Raw genomic sequence first — 25,085 nt, 5'->3', positions numbered from 1 at the left:
ACTAATTAATCTTTACCGGTTGCTCTTCAGAAGGCACTAAAAGCAAGTGACTAGTAATCAGTACTTATTTACCAATCACTAATAACTTATAATTTATAGCTTATAATTTATAATTCTTTCCTCAACTTGCTGTTCTTTCTACCGTAGCCGTAGTAGATGGCGATTCCAATGGCCAACCAAACCAATAGACGGATCCATGTTCCTATTGGAAGTGCAAACATCATCACTAAACAGGTTACAATGCCTAGTATAGGAACCACCGGAACCCATGGTGTTTTGAAAGGACGTGGTAAGTTCGGTTCCTTCTTTCGTAAGATTAAAATACCGATACATACCATTACGAAAGCTAATAATGTCCCGATGCTAGTCATTTCACCTACCACATGAATCGGTACTAAACCGGCAAACAGACTGATAAATACACATAACAGTATGTTAGATTTGTAGGGCGTATTGAACTGTGGATGCAACTGCGAAAAGACTTTCGGTAACAAACCATCATTACTCATAGCATAAAACACACGGGATTGACCTAATAAATCCACCAGTATCACCGAAGTATACCCAATCAATATCGCCATGATTACGGCTGTGGCCAACCAGATATAAGGGGTTTTGGCAATGGCAATGGCTACAGGTGCAGCGCTGTTTTTGAATTCGGTGTAGTGTGCCAAACCTGTCATTACATAGCCAAAAGCGATGAATAATATCGTACATATAATCAGTGATCCTAAGATACCTATGGGCATGTTCTTCTGGGGATTCTTCGTTTCCTGTGCCATGGTGGCAACAATATCGAAACCGATGAATACAAAGAAGACCACACCGGCACCGCGTAGTACTCCTGACCAACCAAACTCTCCGAATGTTCCTGTATTTTGAGGAATGAACGGATGGTAATTCTCCGGGTTGATGTATTGCCAGCCTAAGCCGATGAATAATAAAACCACACCTACTTTCAGTGTTACCACAACGGCATTGAACAAGGCCGAACTTTTGGTTCCTCTGATAATCACCGCAGTAATCAGCATGATGATTAATACTGCTGGTAGGTTAACGATACCATGGATAACTTCTCCGTTTTTGCCTATAGCGGTTTCAAAAGGAGACATTACTAATTGCGGTGGTATATATAACCCGAATTTCTCTAAAAACTTGACTAAGTACTGTGACCAGCTGATACCGACTGTCGCGGCACCTACCGAGTATTCTAATATTAAATCCCAACCGATGATCCATGCGAATAATTCTCCGATAGTGGCATAAGCATAGGTATAGGCACTTCCCGAAACAGGAACCATAGAGGCGAACTCGGCGTAACACAGTGCGCTGAAAGCACAACCTACAGCTGCTACTACGAATGATAGAATAACTGCTGGTCCTGTGTTGTTAGCGGCTGCAATTCCGGTTAGTGAAAATAATCCGGCACCGATGATAACACCAATTCCGATCATGATGAGGTTGAAACCACCCAGACTGCGTTTGAGACTGTTGGCTCCAGTGTTAGAAGCTTCCTGTTGTAAGGCTTCGATGGATTTTTTTAACATATATAATGATTTGTGCCGCCTTTTTCAAGCGGAAACGTTGAAAACGGGGGCAAAGGTAAGCGAACATTTTTTTAGCCTCCTGAAAACGAACCGATTAGAATTCTATTGATTTATAGGATTGTGTAGTGTTTTTCGCTGATTGAAGGTTTTAGTTGATAATAATTTTGGGAATAGGGGAAGTGGTAAGTTTTTTTACTAAAGTTGAGTTGAAATGTTTAGGGTTTATTGTTTGTTGTTGGTGGTGCCTAAAAATAGAAGTAGTCTCATCTTCTAATGATCTAACAGTCTTACTCTACTTTGATACGCCATATATACGCTATATATACGCCATATATACGCCATATATCTGGAGAACTCGTTGCTAAGCAAATAACAAAGAAGGTGGTAAAGTTTTGTAATTGGTTTTTGATCCAAGTTATTTGTAGGTATTGTTTTTTTTGGTTGGATTGTGTTTACAAGTAGGGATTTTTTTTCATTTGCAATTGTGTTTTATGTTCTATTTTTGAACAAAAAATCACTTTGAAAATAATTATATTAACTCCAATGGAGATTGAAAAGGAAAAAGTGTTGGCCGCAATCGCTCAACTAACTTCCCCTCAACATAGTTATCAAGTTATTGTATCTGGAATTGGAAGGGAAAGTACCGCAAAAGCGATGCTTAACCTACCAGCACATGATGTTTGTGTTTTGATGGGCTTTGCAGCAATTGTGGGCTCGGAAGTAAGTCTGCCCGAGCACTTAGGTTTCGGAATGCCTATAGAAATTACCAATGCTTCGCTGTACGGTTATGAAGGCGGTTTGTTTGAAAACGGAAAGCCGATTATTACGGATGCCAAGCTTACTTTGCCGTGTATGTCTTCGCTAACATCGGATAAGTTTGTACGTACGACAGATTTGAGTGAAGGTACGGTAGTAAACATGGAAGATTATACCTTTATGTATCTTAAGAATCCGCAGGATTGTATTGTGAGAATCATTTCTGATTTTTTACCACATACAACAGAGATTGACTTTTTTGAGGAAGTGAAAGGGATTGATTTTTTGAAAGGGGTGATGGCTATTGAAGCAATGTGATTTATATGGGTTAGGGCTGGAACGAATTCGTTTTATTTCCTGCCAATTGTGTACTTTTACTAAAAATTCCATACCATGTTTTCATTTTTCAGGTACGTAGTGGTACTCGTTTTTTATACTTTCGCTAGTTTTGGTCAAACGAAATCGTATTGTATTTCTTTTCCAAATCCTACCGAATTCCATTCTTTTTTTCAAGGAAAAAATAATATGTATCCCATTGTTAGTGCACATAGAGGCGGACCAGCACTCCGTTTTCCGGAAAACTGTACGGCAACTTTTGCCAATACCATTCGGCAAGTACCCGCCATCATTGAAACTGATATCGCTTTGACCAAAGATTCTGTTTTGGTTGATGATGCATGACAATACTTTAGATAGAACTACAACAGGAATTGGGCCAATTCAGAATTATACCTACAAAGAATTGCAATCGTTGTTTTTAAAAGACAATGAAGGGAATGTGACTTCCTATAGAATAGAAACCTTAGATGAAGTTTTGCAATGGGGGAAAGATAAAGTAGTGTATACTCTAGATGTGAAAAGAGGCGTTCCATTTAAAATGATTGTCGACGCGGTTCGTAGAAATCATGTAGAACGCTATGCTATGATTATTACCTACAACGCGAATCAAGCGGCCGAGGTTGCACATTTGGCACCTGATATGCTACTATCGGTTTCTGCCAATGGCAAAGAAGATGTTGAGCGAATGGAGAATAGCGGAGTTTCTAGTAGTAATATGGTTGCTTTTGTGGGAATTACTTTTCCAAAACCTGAAGTGATGTCCTACATGCATTCTAGAGGTATCGCATGTATCTCCGGAACGATGGGGAATCTTGACAAAAAAGCAACCGCTAGTGGAGATGGCATTTATTTGGAACTGGTTACAGCGGGAGTACGATTTATCTCCACCGACAGACCCATTGCAGTGGCTCAACAAATGGAACAGTACATACATCAAAATAAATTAACGACTCCATTTATAAAAATATCGGAGTAGTTTTGGACGATTTATAATTGAAAACCGCAACTGCAAATGGTTGCGGTTTTTTTTTTATTGTGTTTTCATGGTATGACTAATCACTTAAGATGATTCTATACAATTTCTTTCTTTGCTATTGCAACTTTTTTTGAAGTAATGAAAGGATTCATTTTTTAGGTGGTGATGAGGAAGATAGATATGAACGTACTTCTGAGTTGATTGAAGGCACGGTAGTGAAAATGGAAGATTGATATACCTTCATGTATCTTAAGAAACCGTAGGATTCTAGGGTGTAAATCATTGCTGATTTTTTACCATATTTCCTTTCAATCTGTTTTGTTAAAGTTGTGGCACTTTAGAAGGGTTGCTCCATTAAAAACAACAACACCAACCGAATGGATGGTGTTGTTGTTTTAAAATGAAGTAGTAGACTTTTAACGCTTTATCGCTTTGAATATTTTGTACTGTGCATCAAGAACAACCTGATTGAAACCATGAGCTGTTTTCGCCAGTGGTATATATTCTTTTTTAGGCGCTTTGATTGTGTTAAAGTAGGTTTTGGTTGATGCTGCGGGTGTTAAAATGTCTTCCTCTCCTTGGATAAAATAGATTGGAATTTTAAAATCGGTATAGTCTCTAAGGTTATTAATTGTAGCAAACATGGATTGTATGCTTAGTTTGCTGTCGCCTGCAAAATTGACAAAAGAGTAATCGTCGCCATCGGCACTGTTTTGTTTGTCTTTATCATTGTCGTAAGTGGGAGAGAGCACAAACCAGGAATCGGGTGCGGGAATGGAATTTTTACGTTCGTATTTTTTGATAATGCGGTAGAATTTACCTGTATTTCTTGCCTGACTGTATGGTGGTGGTCCAATTGTTTTCAGGATTTCCAATGCTTCCTGATCGTTTGCTTTTTGCGCCATATCGTTTACTTTCTGATACGTTTTAAGCTCGTTGCCTGTTTCGTTTACAATTTGAGAATGACCTACATAAGCATTGAATAGGTCAGGGCGTTTTGAAGCCATTCTTATTCCCGGAACAGAACCCCATGAAGTCCCGAAAAGGGTGATTTTTTGTTTGTCGAGGTATTTGATGAGGTATTCGGAAAGTGCAATTCCGTCATTTGTGATTTGATCTACTGTTAAAGGGTTTGTTTTTAGGTATTCGGGCGTTAATTCGGTAGGAGCAGTGCGTCCAAAAGTTCTTCCGACACCTCTTTGATCCCATTGTATGATGATGAAATCCTTTTCCAATGGTCCATATAAAATATCTGAATAGGGGCTAATGGTACTACCCGGTCCGCCATGAAGGAATAGTATTGCCGGTTTAGAACTTTCCCCTTTTATGGTTACCCATTGCTCGATTCCGTTGATGGTGATGAATCTTTCTTCCTGTATTCGGCCTTTTTTTACAGTATTTTCATTGGTTGGATTGGTTTTCTTTGCGATAGCCTGAAAAGAGATAAGTGTAAGCAAAACGATTTGGAATACTTTACTGAAGAGTAAAGCATTTGACCTGAAAGTCATTTTAGTTTTCATGTGGGTTTGATTAATGATTGCTAAGTAAGACGTTCAAGTGCTAATTTTGTTACAATGTTTTACACCTGACAGGTTTATAAACCTGTCAGGTGTAAAACATTGTAAATAGGCTATTAAATTCCTAATGATTGTTCAATTGATAAATAGTCTGTTTTTTTTTGATGTGCATATTCGAAGTTCTCTAAATCGTTAAATAGTTGAATGATTTCTTTTCTTTTGAGTTTAGTTGGTTTTTCAGAAATGCAACTTATGTAGGAACTCCACGGATATTGTATTGGATGATCGCAGATATTATGGTGTATGGGATTGTTATGAATATAGGTAATTACATTTTGCAAATAACGATTGTTGTTAATTTGTTTTCGACGAAAAGGTCTTTCAAATAAAGTTCCATGCCTTTTCGAGTTTTTATTGTACGCTTTTGTATAAGCATTAAACAAATTGGAAAAGGATTGCGAAGGTAAAATTACTTTCTCTGAAGTGATTTCAGAGATATCTTTTATTCTTACCAAAAAAATGAAAATGATTTTTCATTAAACACCATGCAAAAGTCTCTGCTATGGGATCAATATGTGAAGAGTAGAGGTTAAGGAAATACTCGTAATTTTCTTTAGTGTCAAAAAGTGTAACACTGTTAATTCCACGATTGTAAATGTGGTAGTAATTTCCACGTTGTAAGGTATGTATCATAACTATTTTGGCTTATATATAGAACAAATATAAGTAAAATAGTTTTACACCTGACAGGTTTATAAAACCTGTCAGGTGTACTATTATTCCGCTATCAATACCTCCAATATCGTAATGGCGGCTTCACTGATTTTAGTTCCCGGGCCAAATACTGCTACGGCACCTGCATCGAATAAATATTGGTAATCCTGGGCAGGAATAACACCACCAACGATTACCATGATGTCCTCACGGCCGTATTTCTTCAGTTCTTCTATGACTTGAGGTACCAATGTTTTGTGTCCGGCTGCCAAAGAAGAAACCCCTAAAATGTGTACATCGTTTTCCACGGCTTGTTTAGCGGCTTCAGCCGGGGTTTGGAATAATGGCCCGATGTCTACGTCGAAGCCAACGTCAGCATAGCCTGTAGCGACTACTTTAGCGCCACGATCGTGTCCGTCCTGACCCATTTTGGCAATCATGATACGAGGGCGACGTCCCTCTTTTTTAGCGAATTCATCGGCTAACTGTTTTGCTTTTTCAAAGCTTTCGTCGTTTTTGATTTCTTTACTGTACACGCCACTAAAACTTCTGATTTGTGCTTTGTATCTTCCGAAAACAGTTTCCAATGCATCACTAATTTCACCTAAAGTGGCTCTGTTGCGTGCTGCATTCACTGCTAAATCCAATAAGTTCCCGGTTTCACCTTTAGCACAAGCGGTTAGTTTGTCTAAACATTCTTGTACTTTGGCGTTATCTCGGGTAGCTTTGATATGTTCCAGGCGTTCGATTTGTTGTTTGCGAACGGTTTGGTTGTCTACTTCTAAAATATGCAACGGATCTTCTTTCTCTAGTCGGTATTTGTTTACCCCTACGATTATATCCTGTCCGCTGTCGATACGTGCTTGTTTACGTGCGGCAGCTTCTTCGATGCGCAGTTTCGGGATTCCAGCCTCAATCGCTTTGGTCATACCACCTAAAGCTTCCACCTCTTCGATTAAAGCCCATGCTTTTTCTGCAATTTCGGCCGTTAGGCTTTCCACATAATAACTTCCAGCCCAAGGGTCGACTGTTTTGCATATTTTGGTTTCTTCTTGTAAGAAGATTTGTGTATTACGGGCAATTCGTGCGGAGAAATCAGTTGGCAATGCGATGGCTTCATCTAAGGCATTGGTATGCAAAGACTGGGTTCCTCCAAAAGCAGCAGCAGCCGCTTCGATGGCTGTTCTGGCTACATTATTGAACGGATCTTGTTCGGTTAAACTCCATCCTGATGTTTGACAGTGTGTGCGAAGTGCTAAAGATTTTTCGTCTTTAGGATTGAATTGTTTTAAGAGTTTGGCCCAAAGCATTCTACCCGCACGCATTTTTGCAATTTCCATAAAGTGGTTCATTCCGATCGCCCAAAAGAAGGATAATCGAGGTGCGAAGGTGTCAATGTCCATTCCTGCAGCTAATCCGGTGCGAATGTATTCGAGTCCGTCGGCCAAAGTATAAGCCAATTCGATATCGGCAGTAGCACCTGCTTCCTGCATGTGATAACCCGATATGGAAATCGAATTGAACTTCGGCATGTTATTACTGGTATATTCGAAAATATCCGCAATGATTTTCATGGAAGGTGAAGGAGGATAGATGTAAGTATTACGTACCATGAATTCTTTCAGGATGTCATTTTGTATTGTTCCCGAAAGTAATTTTGGTTCGACACCTTGTTCTTCGGCAGCTACTATGTAGAAAGCCATAATTGGTAAAACAGCACCATTCATGGTCATGGAAACCGACATTTCTCCTAGCGGAATCTGGTCGAATAATATTTTCATATCTTCGACAGAATCTATGGCAACACCTGCTTTTCCTACATCACCAACCACTCTTTCGTGGTCTGAATCGTAACCTCTGTGTGTGGCTAAGTCAAACGCTACAGAAAGTCCTTTTTGTCCGGCAGCCAAGTTTCGGCGGTAGAACGCATTGCTTTCTTCAGCAGTGGAGAAACCGGCATACTGACGAATTGTCCAAGGTCGGCGAACATACATGGTTGCGTAGGGTCCGCGAAGATTGGGTGCAAAACCAGCACCGAAGTCCACATGTTCCAATCCTTCAATATCCGATTCGGAATAGTTGGATTTAACTTCAATTCCTTCGGCAGTCAGAAAGTTGGTTTTCTGAATGTCTGGATTTGTGGTTTGTTCCGAAGCTTCGGAATTGGAATTTTCTAAAGTAATATGTTGAATGTTTTTTCTCATAGTTTAGATGACGATGCTACTCAGTGACCAAATTTTAATTTATTTATGAATTTTGATATCGTAAGAAATGCCTTCTATTTTGTCTTTTTTAGAAGATTCACTTTATATGTAAAAGGGCTAACCAAATTTCCATTGCTATCAAAAACATTTATAAGAGATGTTTTGTTTTTATCAGAATAGAATAAAAAGTGCTCGTTTTCAAAAGAAATGTACTTTGCTTCCGAATAAAAAGGCTTCACGATTACATTTCCTAATTCATCAACAATTGAAAATGAATTTTCCGAATTTTTAACACCAATATATTTCTTTATAATTTCATTTTTTTGATTGAATACATCATGATAACTTTTTAAATTTTCTAAAATCAAATCTTTATTTGCTACGCTAATCAAGCTGAAAGACGAATTCGTATTTTCTACTATAAAAATAGTGTTATTTAGTGAATATTTTATAGCTTTTACTGGAATTGAAGTTTTAATATCGATGAACATCTTCTGTTTTTTGAGTACAATTTTGGACGATTTGTCTTCAAAAGTTACTAATGAGGTAAATTCATTGAAATAAGTGTGATTTTCAAACTTTTTGTTAAGTGTTTGGAGCGTTTTGGAGCTCTCAAGATCGTAAATGTCAGTTGTATTTTTAGAATAATCACTTAGTATTAAAAATGGTTCAATTTTGTTAATTTCATCATATTTCAGATGATCTAGTACTTTGTTTTTTTTGTGATCAAAAAAATACTTTTTTTTATCATTCCCCTTTAGGATAATGTCATAGTCCGGGCTAAAAAAAACAAATTTTTCATATAGAGCAGGAATAAGAATTTTTCCGTTATTATCAATCAGACCATGTTGGTTCTCATTATCTTTGAAATAATAATAATTATCCTGAAAGTTATAATCATCCATTGAATCAACAATAAGTTCTAATTCTTTGAATTTAGGTTCAATTAGTACTTTATTGTTTATTACATCATACAAACCGTATTTGCCATTTTTAATAATTATCATTTTTGTTGGACAAGTGACTCTGTTTAGTCTGCTATTGCGTATGCTGTAATCATCATAATTAAATGGGGTAAACGTTTTTGATTTAATATTGAATAAACTTTTCGTAGTCGTATCCTCTAAAAGGAAAACGTTAGCATATAAATAAGTAATACGATTGTATTTTGGTTCTAAAACGAAATTTCCATTGGCGTCTATTATACCTGACAAGTTATTTGAAAAGACTTTTAAGAAATCTCCATTTTCAAGTACATATTGGTCTGAAGTATTTCCAAAATTGAATAAGTACTGTATGTTGTTGTAGTCAAACTGTTTGATTAAGTTTGAGTTAAAATCATAAATACTTAATTCGTATTGTGAATGTTCTAGTCCTTTACTCATGTTTTTTCCAACGAAAACTGTTTTGTTTCTGCTCGGGCTTTGAAGTATTTTATGGTTTTTAGGAAGATTTATCACCGTTATTTTCCCAAGTGTATCGGCAAATTTATTGTCGCCATCTTCGATTAGGATATAGCCGTTTTTACTGTAATCAAATCTTTTTTTGATTTTTAATTCTTTTAATCTTTTGTTGGTTTCGAAAGAGTTTAGTTTATATCCTTCGAAGTTACATTTCTGAGCGTAAAATAATTGGGTTATAAATAATTGAAAAATTAAAATAAAAATTCGTTTATTCATTCTTTAAAATTTTGTAATAGAATTTATGATTATTGGCTATAGTTGAAATGAAATTCCTTTATTCTACTACTTTAAATACATAATGGCGATGTACTAGCGTTTTGTTTTTGTTGTTGACTAATGCACCAATAATAATGGTTCCAGTACCGGCACCGAAAACAGCAAAAGCTGAACCGTTATTGTCTGCAGCTAGTATTCCGGAAGTAGCCAATAATCCTGCTCCTGTACCTAAAAGTATATTTTTAATTGTTCTGCCTCCTTTTGGGAAGTATTTGATACTGCTTAGGTTTTCAGTCTTGATCGCTGTTCCGTTGACGTTGATGGTTTGAAGATCAACAAAGGACAGCATTCCAACTATTTTTTTACGGTCACTGGTGATGACTTTTACTCTTTGGCCTTCTTGAAAAACTACTTGGTTTCCGTTGGTTTTGTTGGTGGCTTCCAATTTTTTGGATTGTGCCAATACACTCATTGTAAGTAGGAGAAAGGTAATAGACAGCAACTTTTTCATAGTGGTTGGTTTATTGGTTTTCAGAAGCAAGTCTTTCCTGCTCCATTTTTTCTGCTAATCGTTTTTCGATTATTGGTGTGATTAATGTTTTTCTTGGATTGACTTTAACGAAAGGATACAGTTCAAGATCGGCTGCCATATGGTCATTTTTGTTAGGATATTTGTTGGTTCCTAGTAAAATTTCCTTTCCAGTATCGAATAATTCCTGTTCTTTTTGTGCGCTTTCCTGAATTTTCTTTTGGATGGTTCCTTCTTTAAGTTGTTTTAGTAACCCACCATTTGCTTCGATGTCTTTGAATAAAGTTAAGCCTTTTTCGGCAAGTTGGGAAGTTAGGTTTTCGATATAATAGGCTCCATCAGCAGCATTCTCAACAATGTCGAAATAACTTTCGTGTTTTAAGACCAATAATTGGTTGCGTGAAATACGGTCGCCAAATTCATTGTCTTTATGGTAAATGGCATCATACGCCAGATTAGTCACTGCATTGGCTCCGCCAAGAATAGCACTCATGCATTCGGTAGTAGTGCGTAACATATTGACATTGTAGTCATACAATGTTTTGTTGCGCTTGGTAGGTGTAGCGATAATGTGACAGTCGCCTGTGAAATTGTATTCCGTTGCCAGTTTCTGAAATAGCAATCGTAATGCTCGCATTTTAGCAATTTCGAAAAAATAGTTGGTACCCACCGCTACTTCTAGTGTAATGGGTTGGTTGTAATTTTCGATTTTATTAAAATATTCATTGACGTGAGCTAGGGTGTAAGCCAATTGTTGTACCATATTGGCACCAGCATTCTGATACAATGTAGTATTAATGTTAATGAAGCTGATGTTGTTGCACTCAGAAATCAAAGTAGCTAAGATTTCGAAATTGTCTTTCCCATCGGTATTGAACCAGTTTCCATCGGAAGCCAGTTGATGAATTGGATCGATCAAACAATAGATGTGTGTTTCTTTTTGTGAAGCAATCTGGTTGATTTTTTTGATATAATCAGCAGAAAGAAAACGAAGGTTGATGTAGATGGCGTGATTTTGAATATTGATTTCCGAAAGCAGACGCATTACGTCGATAGTGTCGTTATCAATAGTAAAACGGATACTTTCGGCGCCTCGGTTTAGAGAATCATTCGCTTTACGGATTGATTTTTCAAGGTCGAATACAAAAATGTTTTGCACTATTTTGAAAGGATTCCCGGTAGTGGATGCGGTCAATTTGTTTCCGTCCTCGTCGCGATGATAGAAAGGTTTTACTTTAATACCTTCCGGACTTTCCCAAACCAATGTTTCGTTATAATCGGCGCCTTTTAATTCGTATTGAATTTGTTGTTTCCATTGTTTTGATGCAACGGGGCCAAAATCATTGAAAAGCTGTTCTTTCATAATTTGATATTCTAATCCCGAAACTCGGGACAATCGGTAGTAATTTTCAATTCGAATTGGAATTACTAAAGATTGCTTTTTGTTTTATATTGGATTACTCTATGGTGTCTCCTTCAAACTCTATAATGTAAATATCTTCCTTTTCGCGTTTCATATAGTATTTTTCACGCGCGTATTTTTCAATCTCGTTTGGATTTTTTAGTTTTTTGATCTGTTCTTTATCCTTTTTAGTTTCCCCTTGATAATACGCTTTGTTGTCTTCCAACTCTTCTTTTTCTTGATTTAGAATGCGATGATCAAGATACGAATAGTTGTCCAGAAAAAGGATCCAGATTACAAAAAACAAAGTCACAAGGAAGTATTTGTTTCCTATAAATTTCAGCCAATTGTGTTCTGCTAAAAATTGTGTGACTTTTTCTTTCATTGCTTATGCGATTTTTTGATTGATTACCGCTCGAACTACGTCAATAGCTACTGTATTGTATTTGTCGTTCGGGATAATAATATCTGCGTATGCTTTAGTTGGTTCGATGAACTGTTCGTGCATTGGTTTTAAAGTAGTCTGGTAACGATTTAAAACTTCCTCCATATCGCGTCCGCGTTCTGCAATATCGCGTTTCAAGCGACGAATTAATCTTTCGTCTGAATCAGCGTGAACATATACTTTAATGTCGAACATTTCACGTAATTCCGGATTGGTTAAAATAAGAATGCCTTCAACAATCATTACTTTACGTGGATGTGTGTGAATGGTATCTCCTGTGCGGTTGTGTTTCACGAATGAGTAAACCGGTTGATCAATTGCTTTGCCTTCTTTTAGGTCTTTTAAGTGTTGTACCAAAAGCTCAAAATCGATGGAGCGAGGATGATCAAAATTAATTTTTGTACGTTCGTCTAAAGATAAATCATTCGTTTCTTTATAATAATGATCTTGTGAAATAATACCTACCTCAGTTTCTGGTAATTCATTCATGATTTGATGAACAACCGTTGTTTTTCCTGAGCCTGTGCCCCCTGCAATACCGATAATTAACATATGAATTGTGTTGAATCTAAATGGCAAAAATAGGAAATTATTTTAGAGATATTTTTGTTTGCTGCAATGTTTTTTGAGAACTATACAAAAGACCAAAAAGTTTACTGCCTTAAGTTGTTTTCTTGGAGTAAGAAGGTAGTATTGGATATTCTGATTTGGGGATTATTGTTGAAAGAAATTCCTCGTCGGATTTTTCAAATCCGGAGTCTTTTTATTGAGGAATATATTGAATAATGTGGGCAGGATTGGATATCCTAATTAGGATGTTATTGCTGAAAGAAAAACCTCGTCGGATTTTTCAAATCCGGAGTCTTTTTTTATTTCCAACTTTCTATGAACAAGTTCAGGTAGTTGGGAATAAAAAATCCTCTTTGTTTTCACAAAGAGGATTTACTTTCGTCGGGGTGGCAGGATTCGAACCTGCGACCTCCTGGTCCCAAACCAGGCGCGATGACCGGGCTACGCTACACCCCGAAAGCGGGTGCAAATATAAGAAGTTTTTTTGGTTTCAAAAGAATTTTTTAAAGATTTTTATCAGGAGTATCAAAATTGTTTATAAAACTATTGAAAACTGTAATGTAAGTCTCGGATTTTCGCTGATAAATTGAGTATTTTTGACCCACAAAAAAATAATGCTATGTCAGATTCAATAGAAAAAATAAAATGTTTGATTATCGGTTCTGGACCTGCTGGTTATACTGCGGCTATTTATGCAGCGAGAGCGAGTATGAATCCGGTTTTGTATCAAGGAACTCAGCCAGGTGGTCAATTGACTACAACGAATGAGGTAGAAAACTTCCCGGGTTATCCTGATGGTGTTACCGGTCCGGAAATGATGGTTCAATTGGAGGCGCAAGCCAAGCGTTTTGGTACAGATGTTCGCGATGGATGGGCTACGAAAGTAGATTTTTCAGGAGATGTTCATAAAGTATGGATTAATGATACAATTGAATTGCACTGTGAAACGGTAATTATTTCTACAGGTGCTTCTGCTAAATATTTAGGATTACCTTCAGAGCAACATTACCTGAATATGGGTGGTGGAGTGTCTGCATGTGCAGTTTGTGACGGTTTCTTCTACAGAAATCAGGAAGTAGTAATTGTTGGAGCAGGAGATAGTGCGTGTGAAGAAGCGCATTACTTGGCAAAAATGTGTAAAAAAGTGACAATGTTGGTTCGTAGTGAGCAGTTCAGAGCTTCTAAAATTATGGAAGATCGTGTTCGTAACACCGAAAATATTGAAATTTTGATGCATACTGAAACGGAAGAAGTTTTAGGAGACGGAAATGTAGTAACAGGAGTTCGTGCTAAAAATAAAACAACAGGTGAATTGATTGATATTCCTGCTACCGGTTTCTTCGTAGCTATCGGTCATAAACCAAATACTGATATTTTCAAAGCGTATTTGACTTTAGACGAAACTGGTTATATTGTGAATGAACCGGGATCTGCTAAAACCAATGTCCCGGGTGTATTTGTAGGTGGTGATGCTGCAGATCATGTATATCGTCAGGCAATTACTGCAGCAGGTACTGGATGTATGGCTGCTTTGGATGCAGAACGTTATTTAGCGGCTAAAGGACATTAATAAAAGACATATTATAAAGTAAGAAAAACCAGCCTCAAGGCTGGTTTTTTTTATATGCCGTTTTTGATTTCATCAAAGTAATTGAATAGGGTTATTGTTCTTTCTTTAACTAAGTTGTTGTAATGCCCTATCCTTATGCTGGAATACATGGTTCCACCACCTGTATATTTTTCATCAGTAAAAGTATTGATTAAATCTTGTTCACTATCCCGGTAAGAAATCCAAACACGTTGCGCTTTGATCAGTGTGTTTTTGTCTTCGGGTTTGATTATTTTTACTAATTGACTGTAATATTTGTTTAACAATTTGTCGTATTCAGTTGTTAAGTCGCCAACAGCATTGTTCATTCCTGCGGTGCTGTAATCCATTTCCATTCTTTTTTCTGTAATTTTTTCAATTCTAAAAGTGTCAATCATGAATTCGATTCTGTCTTTGGAATTGTAATCGTCCTTGCTCAATTTAAGTCGTAATGTCGGTATTTGTTTTTCAACATCGGTTTTGATTTTTTGTAACAGTTGGGGTGTTATCTCTTTTGGTCCGTTATTTTGAGCATAAGTAAATGCGCTTAAAAACAGGAAAAATAAGAAGTAGACTTTCTTCATTTTTTTTGGATCTATTTTTTTTAAAAAAAGCCTTGATGTTGAGTTCAAGGCTTTGTAGTTTTTTATTATTTGGATTTTTTATAAAGTGTAGCGTCGTCAGCAAACTTCTTAATCTCTATTTTTGGATCGCCAAAAATGGCAACTTCAGCTTTACCGGATGCCGCTAAAGATAAGTTGTCTTTTGCTTTTACCTGTGCATTGGAATAGCCTTCAGCTGTCAGCATTATGGATTTAGCAGTTAAGTTTTTACCTATAAATTTACTGTTGTTGTCCAAACGAACTTTCATATCACTGGCATCGCCTTCAATATTGGCCTCCGATTTTTGGTACATATCCAGTTTTACTTTGTTTGAAGAAATCAATGCTTTAATTTCAGCATTTTTGTTCATTTCAATGGAAGCATCATCACCACCTTTAAGGTTTAATTCTACTTTTGATTTATCGGTAGAAATGATGGCAAAATTGGACGAATTTACATTCAGAAATGATTTGGAATAATCGTAGGTTTTGATGGTAATGTTAGGCAGTTTCAGTTCTTGAATACTGTTTAATTTTGCTTCATGTTTTACAGAAACCAGTTTCAAGCTGTCGGTATAAGTAATGCGTACTTCGAATTTTTTGAAAGAACTAACTTCTTTATTGGTATTGATGCGTAGTGTTGTTCCGTATACTTGTTTGTTGATGGTAGCATGCAGATTGTCATCGGCTTCTACTTCGATAGCATTTTTGTCACCTTTAATTAAAAATACATCGACATTGTCTTCAATTTCAATTTGGTCAAATGCTCCAATATCACTTTTTTCAACAGTTACCAGCTTGGTTCCTTTTACCTTTTCTTTTTTCTGTGCAAATGTTAGCGTTGTCCAAAGTATGGCCAGTACTAAAAAAGTAATTTTTTTCATTTCTATTTGGGTTTATTTATTTTCAAATACTTTGTTTAATTACAAATATAAAAAAATCATCCGCGTGAGGCGAATGATTTTTGTGAAATGATTGGAGTTATTTTTAGTCTCTTGAAACGCTTCCTCCAGAAGTTTCTTGTTTGGTAACCCTTTTCGGTGTGTTCACGTATTCTACGTGTGAACCACTGGAAGCTTGAGCATTCAAAATTAAGATTGGGTTTACTTTAGTACTGCTTCCGCTAGTACTTTGTGCGCGAATTTCGTTGGCAATCAAACGTTCTGCTTCTATTGAACTTCCGCTTGAAGACAAAGTGTTTACTAAAATCGCTTTTCCTGAAGCTTTGATTGTACTTCCACTAGTCGATTCCAAAGTGATGTTTTCGGATTCAATTTCGGCATCAATCGAACTTCCACTACCTGATTTTACATGAATGGTATTGCTTTTAATCACACCCACGGTTCTTAAGTCGGCACCACTGTTGGTTTCCAAACTTTCAATAATCGGCATGAATACTTTAACCTTTTTTGATGCCACATTGTGATAGTTGTTGTATTTCGAAGTTATTTTCAAAGTTCCGTTTTCTACAGTGGTTAGTATGCCATCCTGTAAATTGTCATCTGCTTCTACTTCTACTTTAAAAGTGCTGGACTGTACTACTTCACATTCCAAACCTTTTTTAACTTCTACCTTGGTAAAATCATTTAGATTTCTTTCTTTGGTCACGACATTTCCACTTCCTTTTATGCTTTTCCCTAAGCCGGTAGTTTCCAATTTACATGATCCTAACAATAAGGCAACAATGGCTGCCATTACTATTTTTACTACGTGAATCATTAATTTTATCATACTGTTGTTTTTTAAATTTGATTATTTTGATTGAATGATATCTCCGGTATTAACCGTTCCTGTTTTGATGTCTTTTTTTGTACTTCCTAAAAATAAGGAATAATTGCTGAAATAGGATGGAATTCCTTCGGCTTGATGATTAATTGTATCTCTTACTTCAAAGTGAAGGTGTGGAAAAAATGAACTTCCAGAGGTTCCTATTGCTCCAATTGTTTGCCCTTGTTTTACTTTAGTTCCTGGTTTCAAATGCTCGGCACTTTTGTTTTTCAAATGGGCATACATACTTAGTGTATTATTAGCGTGTTTGATTACTACGTAATTTCCGTACAATGCTAGCGGATTGTTTTTTAAAGATGGAATATCGAATGTTTTGTCGTCTTTTTGTTGAGTTTCTAAAGCGATAACTTCTCCATCTGCTACAGCGATAACTTCTTTCCCAAATCCAAACCAATCGTTATTGTTTTTTTCATCTCCAGCGAATTGTTGGTTTTCATTGTTTAGAATAGCAAAATCATACGCAAATCTCATGAAGTTACTTTCAAACCCCAATTGTTTTATAGGTTCAAATTCGTAATCAAAACGGCGGTGATGCGAATTGAAATCGTGGCCATCGTAAACTAAAAGTTTTTCTTTTAAAGGCAAAATAAAATGAGTAGCTTGATGGTATTCTTTTGGTGTAACTGTTTGTTTAATTTCGATAGTGTTGTTGAATGTAAATAGGTATTCCAGTTTGGTAGTTAGCGGATTGATTTCAGGAAATGGATTGAATATCAATTTTCTGGAAGTACCATTCCATACGTTGGAAGGAATTGTGTTAATACTTGGAGCTGTACCGTTATTGTCTAGGAATTTTTGGTGAACCAAAACGTTGTTTTTGTCGAATTGACGTAATTCCAAGCGGGTTAACTTTAAGGTGTCTTTTGAGTTGTTTTCGATGATGAAATCGAAATTGACTACTGTCGTGTTGTTAACTTTTTCGATTAACGGTTGTTCCGGTTTGTGTTCGATTTTGGGAGTGTTTTGCGCCCCAACCGCACTACTGAAGACAAGTGCTAAAAGAGTTATTGATTGATTGATTTGATTGATGATTTTCATTTTGTATTAATTTTGATGGCACTGCTTCTCGTTTTTTGAGCCATGTGATCCGCAGCACCATCATTTTAAAATTTTAATTGATTGATTCTTTTGTGAATTTTGGTACTTTGTCTATTCGGTTGTTTAAAAGCTTTTTACTTTGTGTTTTAAAGAGTTGAATAAACCAGTTTTGTCAAGTAGAAATTAACGAGTGATTTTTAAATTCGTTGCGTTTAGTTCCTTACTCTACTTCTTTCTAATCTATAGGTTTGGTGTAAAGCAGTGTCCCGTATTTGAGACACTGCTAAACTTCCCATGAATTAATTGTTGGTTTCCAGCGAACCGGAGTATGCTTGACTGTTTAACTTATCGAAAGTTTGTGGCAAACCCAGTTGGCTGATTAGACCGATGGGTACGCTTTCCAGTCTTTTATTTGGTTTTGATGATAATACCGTCTTCGTTGATTTTTAACTCTTTAATTTCTTTTTTATCAGAGATTACTGTGTCGTTTTCAATCGTTACACCATCTTCATCAATAGTGATTTTATGTTTACTATCTACATCGTTCCATTCGTTTTCGTCAGGAGGACAGTTCAAACATTTTACTTTTTCACTATCTACTTTGTATACATAGTCATCTGAGCTGTGGTGTAGGTTGAAGAAATCGTTATCTGATACGTCATGATCTTCAACAGATTCGTCAAATTTCAGGAAAGTTCCCTTTGGTACATAAAGATAGATCGTTACTTCTTGTCCGCGGAATTTACTTTTTGCTTCCGTTAAGAAATAGTTGTCTAAAATCAACTGATTGCCTTCGATTTTGAATCCGTATTTGATTTTCTCAGCTCTATTTTTAGCCTCATTGAATGATTTACCTTTAGAATTCTTTTCAACTTGAATGTAAGGTGTTTTTTCTTCAGTTGGTAGTACTTCAAAATCTACATCTTCCGAATAAATGTATTCAATACCTGTTGAATCCTGAACCAATCTGAAATCACCATCGTGACCATTATTTCTGGTATAATACTCGTTTTCTCTAAATTTTACGTTTAACGTATCTACAGCTGTGATGTTGATGTTTGCTTTATCTACCACTTTGTTTTCGAATGCAAATTCATTGGCTGTTTTTGCAAATAAACTGATGATTACACCAACTGAAACAATCCAAATTGCTAATAATGTATATTTTGCGATGCTTCCAATCGATCTAAGATTGTTTACCAATATTTTCAATCCAAGGATTAAAAGGAAGAAAAACGGGATAGCAATTGCAAGAAAGAAAGCCAATGCGATGAACCAAATTGATGTATCAGTAAAATTAAATGTGTTGAAATAATCAATCCATGGTGCATCAATATACGATGTTGATCCTAAGGTGAATAAAGTAATTAAAGAGGAAATGATTGCTACTGCGGAGATAAGCACGATAAAAACCCCTACCATTTTTGCAAAAATACCCATTATAGAAACGATGATATCACCTAATGAACTTCCAATTTTTTGAGCTCCGGATTTTACATGGTTTCCCATTTGTCCGTAGTCGGCATTTTTGATTTTATCAGAAACACCTTCAAATTCTTCCTTTACTTTTTTCTCTATATTTGAGATAGTAATCGGTTCGCCAGTCATTTCAAGTTTTTCGCTTGTTGTTACTGCTTCAGGAGTTACTGCCCAAAGAATGATATAGGCCAAGATTCCTGTTCCAAAACCTGCAAATACTAATAGAACTAAGATGATTCTAATCCAAACTGGATCTACTCCAAAATAGTGTCCTAATCCTGAACAAACTCCGGCAACAATTCCAGAATCTTTGTCTCGGTATAATTTTTTAGTACGGCCAGTTCCTGAATAAGTGTAAGCAGATTTACTTTCAGTAGTTTCGCCTTCAATTTTATAATCCTCTGGTTGCCCCATGATAGCTATAACATCGTCCACATCACTTAAAGTCAGGACTTGTTTGTTGCTTTGTAGTTTTTCTGAAAACAATTCTGAAATTCTACTTTCGATATCGCTCATGATTTCGTCGCGTGCTTCATCGGATAAAGATCTTTTGATTGCGTCAAAATAGCGATTTAGTTTTTGATAGGCGTCTTCGTCAATGTGAAAGAAAAAACCACCTAAATTCATATTTACTGTCTTATTCATGGCTCGTTAGTTTTGTATAGTTATTGTATTTACTGCACCTGCAAGTTCATTCCAGGTTATGCTTAATTCTTTTAAAAATTCTTGTCCTTCATCGGTTAGACCGTAATATTTTCTTGGTGGTCCCGAAGTTGATTCTTCCCAACGATAGCTTAATAGTCCGTCGTTTTTTAATCTTGTTAATAGCGGGTATACTGTGCCTTCAACTACTAGCAATTTCGCGTTTTTCAGTGTGTCTAGAATTTCAGAAGTATAGGCGTCTTTTTCTTTTAAAACAGAAAGGATGCAGAATTCTAAAACTCCTTTACGCATCTGAGCTTTTGTGTTCTCAATGTTCATAGGATTTCTTTTTTGTTGTTAAACTGTTCATTTTTCGATTGATTGATTGATTGATTGATTGATTGATTGATTGATTGATTGATTGATTGATTGATTGATTGATTGATGATTGATTGATGATTGATTGATGATTGATTGATGATTGATTGATGATTGATTGATTTTTATTTTAAAAAATTGATGGTAAATGGATATTGAACATGTTCTCCATTATTAGCTTTGATTGCTTCATAAATAATGATGAAAAACTCAGCTATTTTCATCGTAACCAATACTACAGCAGCTACAATTCCTGCGATGGCCACATTCGTTAAGTTTCCTTCGGCGAAATTTTTGACAATAAAATCACCGTTGTCGATTTCGTTGAAGGTTACATTGTTAAGTACTCCTATAATTAATGCGGGTACTGTAATTACTAAAAGAATTAAAGAGTAGGTTAACATACTTAATTGAAAATTGATCGCTTGTTTTCCATTGTGATCGATATATTCTGATGTTCCTTTTTTGGTACTCCACAATACTATTGGAAAAATATAATTTCCAAAAGGGATGAAGTATTTTGTTAATGCACTTAAATGGATAAGTGTTGCAAAATTTTTCTCGTTGTTTCTTACTGTTAATGTTTCCATGATGTTATTAATTTTGATTTGATTGATGATTAAAACTTAATAATACTTTCTTTAGGCTATTAATTTCTTATACAAAGATAAGTCTAAAAAAAGGTATTATGCAAAACAAAGTAGTGGAATTTAACAAAATATTAACAAATGAAAATATTAGGCGCGCATACTATTTTTTTGTAGATTAGCGAAAAATATAGCGTTATGGAGTTTACACCCTCAAAACTGAATACTTTTCTTTTTTTTAAGCTACCTTCTGCATTTTGGTGTGGCGTTAGAACTAAAGTAATTAATGAAAACCAATGTGTAGTATCTGTAAAACACCGCTGGTTCAATCAAAATCCGTTCAATTCGATGTATTTTGCGGTACAAGCCATGGCGGCCGAGCTATCTACGGGTGCATTGGTAATGCTTCATATCAAGAAAAGCGGGAAGAACATATCCATGCTGGTAGCCAACAATAAAGCTACTTTTACTAAAAAGGCTACGGGCAGAATCACGTTTACTTGTAATGACGGACATTTAATTACTGATGCCATTGAAAAAACTTTAGCTACAGGCGAGGGACAGACTTTTTGGATGAAATCGACCGGTATTGATGAGAAAGGCGACCAGGTATCTGTACTTGAGTTTGAATGGACTATCCGTGTGAAACGATAATTGTTTGTAGGAAAAGTTAAATTCCTTACAATTAATATTTACTTAAGAATTTCCTGTCGTAATTTTGAAATAAAATTCATACATGCGGGTTTTAATTACAGGAGCGACGGGATTATTAGGTAAAGAAATTACCGAATTGCTATTGAAAAATGGCATGAAGGTGAACTATTTGACCACTTCTCAAAATAAAATTCAACATCAACCGAATTACCAAGGGTTTTACTGGAATCCGGCGGAAGGAATCATTGATGAAAGTTGTTTTATTGATGTTGAATCCATAATCAATTTGGCTGGTTCGAGTATTTCAGAACGTTGGACATCGAAATATAAAGAAGATATTGTCGAAAGTCGAACCAACGCTATTAATCTATTATATAGCGCACTTAAAAATAATCCAAATCAAGTACGAAATTTTATAACTGCATCAGCAATTGGGGTTTATCCAAGTGATGAAAAAACTGTTTACACAGAAGATTTTACGAATTTTAACAATTCGTTCTTGTCCAATGTTGTAGTGAAATGGGAAGAAGCAGCTACTCAAATGGAACGTTTGGGGATTGAAGTGTGTAAGTTAAGAATTGGCTTGGTTTTGTCTTCAGATGGTGGAGCTTTGCCGAAAATGGCTAAACCGGTTCGAATGGGATTTGGTGCTGCCTTTGGTTCTGGTAAGCAGTGGCAGTCATGGATTCATAGTAAAGATTTGGCGGAAATCTTTTTGTTTGCTTTAGAGAATAATTTGACAGGGGTTTACAATGCAGTAGCTCCCAATCCGGTTTCCAATGCGCAATTAATTAAAAGTATATCACAAGTTTTGGATGTGCCCATTTTCCTTCCTAATGTACCAAAATTTATTTTGCGTTTGATTTTAGGAGAAATGCATACATTATTAATCGAAAGTCAAAACGTCAGTTGTCAGAAAATCCAAGAGGCAGGTTATGATTTTCAGTTTGAAAATATAGATGTCGCAGTTAAAAATTTATTGCAAAAATAAAGCGCCCTAAGGCGCTTCTTTTATTTAGTTGCTTTTACGTTAACTTGTATTCTGATTTCATCGTCAATGAATTTGTCTTTTAAATCGGCAAATAATGATTTTGAAGCATAGTTTACATTAAAATACGTTCTGTTCAAAGCCAATGTGTCGCTTTTTATAGTTACTTCTTTGTCAGTAATGTTTACTTCGGCCGGAAAGTTCACTGCTTTGGTAACCCCTTTGATGGAAAGGTTTCCATAAATGATTGTTTTACCATATTTTTCTTCAATTTTGACAATCTTTAAATCGGAGGTCGGATATTTATTGACATTAAAAAAATGATCTTTTTTATCTTTTTCTGCCGTTCCTTTCAAATGATTTTCCAAGTCTTCTTTTCCATCTCCGGGTTTTAAGTCGGTTACTGTTATAGTGTTCATGTTTATGAAAAATCTACCATCTACAATTGCACTGTCTTTTATGTTTACAAATCCTTCTTTGAATTGTATTACACCCATGTGTTTTCCTGTTGGTTTTGAACCAGCCCAGTTCACAATGGATTGTTTTACATCAACAGTATATTTAGTTCCATCTACTGCAGTTTCATTTTGAAGCGGGGTACTTTCTTCGGTTTTTTCTTTTTTACAGGAAACCAAAGCAAATACCGTGGTTAAAATCAGGCTTAAAACAATTTTTTTCATAGTCATGTTTTTTAGAAGTTTAGAGTGTAAAACCGTATGTTTTATTGTTACTAAATTAGTTAAGAAATTTGGTCTTCACAAGAATTTGATAAAAATAGTAATGACAATTTGGCATTTTATAAGCTTTGGCAGTACTTTTGCAATCAAATGAAACAGAAATAATTGTATAAAAAATAAACATAGATATGAACCAAGAGGGAACTGAAAACATCGAAAAAGATGCATTAGAAAATGAAAATGTTTCAGAAAATCAAGGGATTACAGATCCGGAAATGACGGCTGAAGAAAAGTTGCAAGAAGAATTGGCTGCTGAAAAAGATAAATTTTTGCGTTTGTTTGCCGAATTTGAAAATTATAAAAAACGAACTTCTAAAGAACGAATAGAGTTATTCAAGACTGCTGGTCAAGAGGTTTTGCAGGCTATGTTGCCAGTTTTAGATGATTTTGACAGAGCTTGGGCTCAGATTTCAAAATCAGAAGATGAAGCTTTGGTAAAAGGAGTCGAGTTAATTCAGGAGAAATTAAAGTCAACATTGATTTCTAAAGGTTTGGAGCAAGTTGAAATTGCAACTGGTGACGTGTTTAATGCCGATTTTGCAGAGGCTATTACGCAAATTCCAGCCGGAGACGATTTGAAAGGAAAAATCGTTGACGTGGTGGAAAAAGGATATAAGTTAGGAGATAAAATCATCCGTTTCCCTAAAGTAGTTATAGGAAACTAAGAATAACAAATGCCAAAGGCTGAATTCCAAATAGGTAAAACAAGGATTTGGAATTTTGAAATTGGATTTTGGAATTTAAGAAATTATGAGCAAGAAAGATTATTACGAAATATTAGGTGTTAGTAAAGGAGCTTCGGAAGCTGAAATTAAAAAAGGCTATCGTAAAAAAGCTATTGAATTCCATCCTGATAAAAACCCAGGTGATAAAGCTGCAGAAGAAAAATTCAAAGAAGCTGCTGAAGCCTATGAAATATTAAGTGACGCTAATAAACGTGCTCGATATGATCAGTACGGTCATGCTGCATTTGACGGTGCTGGAGGATTTGGCGGTGGTCATCATATGAACATGGATGATATATTTAGTCAGTTCGGTGATATCTTCGGAAGTGCTTTTGGAGGAGGTTTCGGAGGTTTCGGTGGAGGCGGAGGCCAACGTCGTGCCAAAGGAAGTAATTTGCGTATCAAAGTGAAATTAACTTTGGATGAAATTGCAAATGGTGTAGAGAAAAAAGTTAAAGTGAAACGTAAAATACAAGCTCCGGGTGTTTCTTATAAAACGTGTGGTACTTGTAATGGTTCTGGACAAGTGGTTCGTGTTACGAATACCATTTTAGGAAGAATGCAAACGGCTTCACCTTGTCATGTGTGTGGAGGTTCGGGTCAAACTATAGATTCGAAACCGAATAATGCAGATGCGCAAGGAATGATTATGGAAGACGAAACGGTTTCAATCAAAATTCCAGCTGGAGTTGTAGATGGGATGCAGTTGAAAGTTTCCGGTAAAGGAAATGATGCACCAGGCAACGGAATTGCAGGTGATTTGATTGTGGCTATTGAAGAAGTTGAACATGAATTCCTGAAGCGCGAAGGTGAAAATCTTCACTATGATTTGTACATCAGTTATCCTGAAGCAGTTTTAGGTGTTTCAAAAGATATCGACGCAATTAATGGTAAAGTGAGAATTAAATTGGAAGAAGGAATTCAATCCGGAAAAATTCTTCGCCTGAAAGGGAAAGGAATTCCAAGTCTGAACAGTTATGGAAGTGGAGATTTGTTAGTACATATTAATGTATGGACACCGAAAAACCTTTCTAAAGAGCAAAAGAAATTTTTTGAGAGTAATCTAGAGGATGCCAATTTTGCGCCGAAACCAGAAAAATCAGAAAAGTCTTTTTTTGAAAAAGTAAAAGATATGTTTTCATAAATGATTACAATACAGTAATAAATGCAATCCCAACTATAAAATGTTGGGATTTTTTGT

Annotated in this window: 25 protein-coding genes and 1 tRNA gene; 8 read left to right on the top strand and 18 right to left on the bottom strand. The window is 35.9% G+C overall.

What is annotated here, in order from left to right:
• Positions 1–107 precede the first annotated feature (107 nt).
• Positions 108–1,547 carry an amino acid permease gene (locus ACFO7M_RS09170; RefSeq protein WP_379735259.1) on the bottom strand — a complete coding sequence of 480 codons (1,440 nt, stop codon included), beginning with the start codon at positions 1,545–1,547 and terminating at the stop codon, positions 108–110.
• 519 nt (positions 1,548–2,066) lie between these two features.
• Here ACFO7M_RS09170 and ACFO7M_RS09165 point away from each other — a divergent pair.
• The 3 genes from ACFO7M_RS09165 to ACFO7M_RS09155 all read left to right on the top strand — a co-directional run bounded on the left by ACFO7M_RS09165 (position 2,067) and on the right by ACFO7M_RS09155 (position 3,618).
• Positions 2,067–2,621: a hypothetical protein gene (locus tag ACFO7M_RS09165; RefSeq protein WP_379735258.1), complete on the top strand. Its 555-nt coding sequence runs from the start codon at positions 2,067–2,069 to the stop codon at positions 2,619–2,621.
• Positions 2,622–2,696: 75 nt separating this feature from the next.
• A complete protein-coding gene (locus ACFO7M_RS09160; RefSeq protein ID WP_379735256.1) occupies positions 2,697–2,984 on the top strand; it encodes a hypothetical protein in 288 nt (95 codons plus the stop codon).
• Complete coding sequence (locus ACFO7M_RS09155; RefSeq protein ID WP_379735254.1) at positions 2,974–3,618, top strand: glycerophosphodiester phosphodiesterase family protein; 645 nt, start codon at positions 2,974–2,976, stop codon at positions 3,616–3,618. The genes ACFO7M_RS09160 and ACFO7M_RS09155 overlap by 11 nt, the downstream gene beginning before the upstream one ends.
• A 416-nt stretch (positions 3,619–4,034) precedes the next feature.
• On the opposite strand, the gene ACFO7M_RS09150 is transcribed toward ACFO7M_RS09155, so the two are convergent.
• The 9 genes from ACFO7M_RS09150 to ACFO7M_RS09110 form a co-directional block, all read right to left on the bottom strand.
• Entirely contained in the window at positions 4,035–5,138 is a 1,104-nt protein-coding gene (locus ACFO7M_RS09150) for an alpha/beta fold hydrolase (RefSeq protein ID WP_379735253.1), read from the bottom strand.
• Positions 5,139–5,251: 113 nt separating this feature from the next.
• Positions 5,252–5,650 carry a transposase gene (locus ACFO7M_RS09145; RefSeq protein WP_379735251.1) on the bottom strand — a complete coding sequence of 133 codons (399 nt, stop codon included), beginning with the start codon at positions 5,648–5,650 and terminating at the stop codon, positions 5,252–5,254.
• A gap of 261 nt (positions 5,651–5,911) precedes the next feature.
• Entirely contained in the window at positions 5,912–8,053 is a 2,142-nt protein-coding gene (scpA, locus tag ACFO7M_RS09140; RefSeq protein WP_379735249.1) for a methylmalonyl-CoA mutase, read from the bottom strand.
• Between the two features lie 74 nt (positions 8,054–8,127).
• Positions 8,128–9,732, bottom strand: coding sequence for a WG repeat-containing protein (locus ACFO7M_RS09135; protein ID WP_379714417.1), 1,605 nt, complete (start codon positions 9,730–9,732; stop codon positions 8,128–8,130).
• 58 nt (positions 9,733–9,790) lie between these two features.
• Positions 9,791–10,243, bottom strand: a complete 453-nt coding sequence (locus tag ACFO7M_RS09130) for a hypothetical protein (RefSeq protein WP_379714415.1) — start codon at positions 10,241–10,243, stop codon at positions 9,791–9,793.
• 10 nt (positions 10,244–10,253) lie between these two features.
• The gene (locus ACFO7M_RS09125) at positions 10,254–11,624 is read right to left on the bottom strand and encodes a methylmalonyl-CoA mutase subunit beta (RefSeq protein ID WP_379735247.1); all 1,371 of its coding nucleotides are present in this window, start codon (positions 11,622–11,624) and stop codon (positions 10,254–10,256) included.
• A gap of 94 nt (positions 11,625–11,718) precedes the next feature.
• Complete coding sequence (locus ACFO7M_RS09120; RefSeq protein WP_379714409.1) at positions 11,719–12,048, bottom strand: FtsB family cell division protein; 330 nt, start codon at positions 12,046–12,048, stop codon at positions 11,719–11,721.
• Positions 12,049–12,051: 3 nt separating this feature from the next.
• Entirely contained in the window at positions 12,052–12,660 is a 609-nt protein-coding gene (gene udk / locus ACFO7M_RS09115; RefSeq protein ID WP_379714406.1) for a uridine kinase, read from the bottom strand.
• A 399-nt stretch (positions 12,661–13,059) separates the two neighbouring features.
• Positions 13,060–13,134 (bottom strand) — tRNA-Pro (locus ACFO7M_RS09110).
• A 163-nt stretch (positions 13,135–13,297) separates the two neighbouring features.
• Between ACFO7M_RS09110 and trxB the strand changes: the two genes are divergently transcribed.
• Positions 13,298–14,248 (top strand): thioredoxin-disulfide reductase, encoded by a 951-nt coding sequence (gene trxB, locus ACFO7M_RS09105; RefSeq protein WP_379735245.1) that lies wholly within the window; start codon positions 13,298–13,300, stop codon positions 14,246–14,248.
• Positions 14,249–14,298: 50 nt separating this feature from the next.
• On the opposite strand, the gene ACFO7M_RS09100 is transcribed toward trxB, so the two are convergent.
• From ACFO7M_RS09100 to ACFO7M_RS09070, 7 genes are all read right to left on the bottom strand, one after another.
• On the bottom strand, positions 14,299–14,850 hold the full coding sequence (locus ACFO7M_RS09100; RefSeq protein WP_379735243.1) for a lysozyme inhibitor LprI family protein: 552 nt from the start codon (positions 14,848–14,850) through the stop codon (positions 14,299–14,301).
• Between the two features lie 65 nt (positions 14,851–14,915).
• Positions 14,916–15,752, bottom strand: coding sequence for a GIN domain-containing protein (locus tag ACFO7M_RS09095; RefSeq protein ID WP_379735241.1), 837 nt, complete (start codon positions 15,750–15,752; stop codon positions 14,916–14,918).
• 103 nt (positions 15,753–15,855) lie between these two features.
• A complete protein-coding gene (locus ACFO7M_RS09090) occupies positions 15,856–16,599 on the bottom strand; it encodes a head GIN domain-containing protein (RefSeq protein ID WP_379714396.1) in 744 nt (247 codons plus the stop codon).
• A 21-nt stretch (positions 16,600–16,620) separates the two neighbouring features.
• Positions 16,621–17,694 carry a M23 family metallopeptidase gene (locus ACFO7M_RS09085; protein ID WP_379735239.1) on the bottom strand — a complete coding sequence of 358 codons (1,074 nt, stop codon included), beginning with the start codon at positions 17,692–17,694 and terminating at the stop codon, positions 16,621–16,623.
• 408 nt (positions 17,695–18,102) lie between these two features.
• On the bottom strand, positions 18,103–19,818 hold the full coding sequence (locus tag ACFO7M_RS09080) for a PspC domain-containing protein (RefSeq protein ID WP_379735237.1): 1,716 nt from the start codon (positions 19,816–19,818) through the stop codon (positions 18,103–18,105).
• A 6-nt stretch (positions 19,819–19,824) separates the two neighbouring features.
• Positions 19,825–20,154 (bottom strand): PadR family transcriptional regulator, encoded by a 330-nt coding sequence (locus ACFO7M_RS09075; protein WP_379714386.1) that lies wholly within the window; start codon positions 20,152–20,154, stop codon positions 19,825–19,827.
• 164 nt (positions 20,155–20,318) lie between these two features.
• Complete coding sequence (locus tag ACFO7M_RS09070) at positions 20,319–20,783, bottom strand: DUF4870 domain-containing protein (RefSeq protein ID WP_379735235.1); 465 nt, start codon at positions 20,781–20,783, stop codon at positions 20,319–20,321.
• Positions 20,784–20,978: 195 nt separating this feature from the next.
• Between ACFO7M_RS09070 and ACFO7M_RS09065 the strand changes: the two genes are divergently transcribed.
• Entirely contained in the window at positions 20,979–21,434 is a 456-nt protein-coding gene (locus ACFO7M_RS09065; protein ID WP_379714380.1) for a DUF4442 domain-containing protein, read from the top strand.
• A gap of 82 nt (positions 21,435–21,516) precedes the next feature.
• A complete protein-coding gene (locus ACFO7M_RS09060; RefSeq protein WP_379735233.1) occupies positions 21,517–22,425 on the top strand; it encodes a TIGR01777 family oxidoreductase in 909 nt (302 codons plus the stop codon).
• A gap of 20 nt (positions 22,426–22,445) precedes the next feature.
• Here the strand turns inward: ACFO7M_RS09060 and ACFO7M_RS09055 are convergent, their stop codons facing one another.
• A complete protein-coding gene (locus ACFO7M_RS09055) occupies positions 22,446–23,102 on the bottom strand; it encodes a YceI family protein (RefSeq protein WP_379735231.1) in 657 nt (218 codons plus the stop codon).
• A gap of 185 nt (positions 23,103–23,287) precedes the next feature.
• On the opposite strand from ACFO7M_RS09055, the gene ACFO7M_RS09050 reads away from it, so the two are divergent.
• Together ACFO7M_RS09050 and dnaJ are read left to right on the top strand one after the other, a co-directional pair.
• The gene (locus tag ACFO7M_RS09050; protein WP_379714372.1) at positions 23,288–23,824 is read left to right on the top strand and encodes a nucleotide exchange factor GrpE; all 537 of its coding nucleotides are present in this window, start codon (positions 23,288–23,290) and stop codon (positions 23,822–23,824) included.
• A gap of 85 nt (positions 23,825–23,909) precedes the next feature.
• Positions 23,910–25,028 carry a molecular chaperone DnaJ gene (dnaJ, locus tag ACFO7M_RS09045; protein WP_379714369.1) on the top strand — a complete coding sequence of 373 codons (1,119 nt, stop codon included), beginning with the start codon at positions 23,910–23,912 and terminating at the stop codon, positions 25,026–25,028.
• Positions 25,029–25,085: the final 57 nt, after the last annotated feature.

Origin of the sequence: Flavobacterium sp. GCM10023249, assembly GCF_042653365.1 — a bacterium.
Classification (GTDB): Bacteria; Bacteroidota; Bacteroidia; order Flavobacteriales; family Flavobacteriaceae; genus Flavobacterium.
Note: the sequence above shows the minus strand (reverse complement) of the source record. Positions and strands in the feature narration are given on the sequence as shown.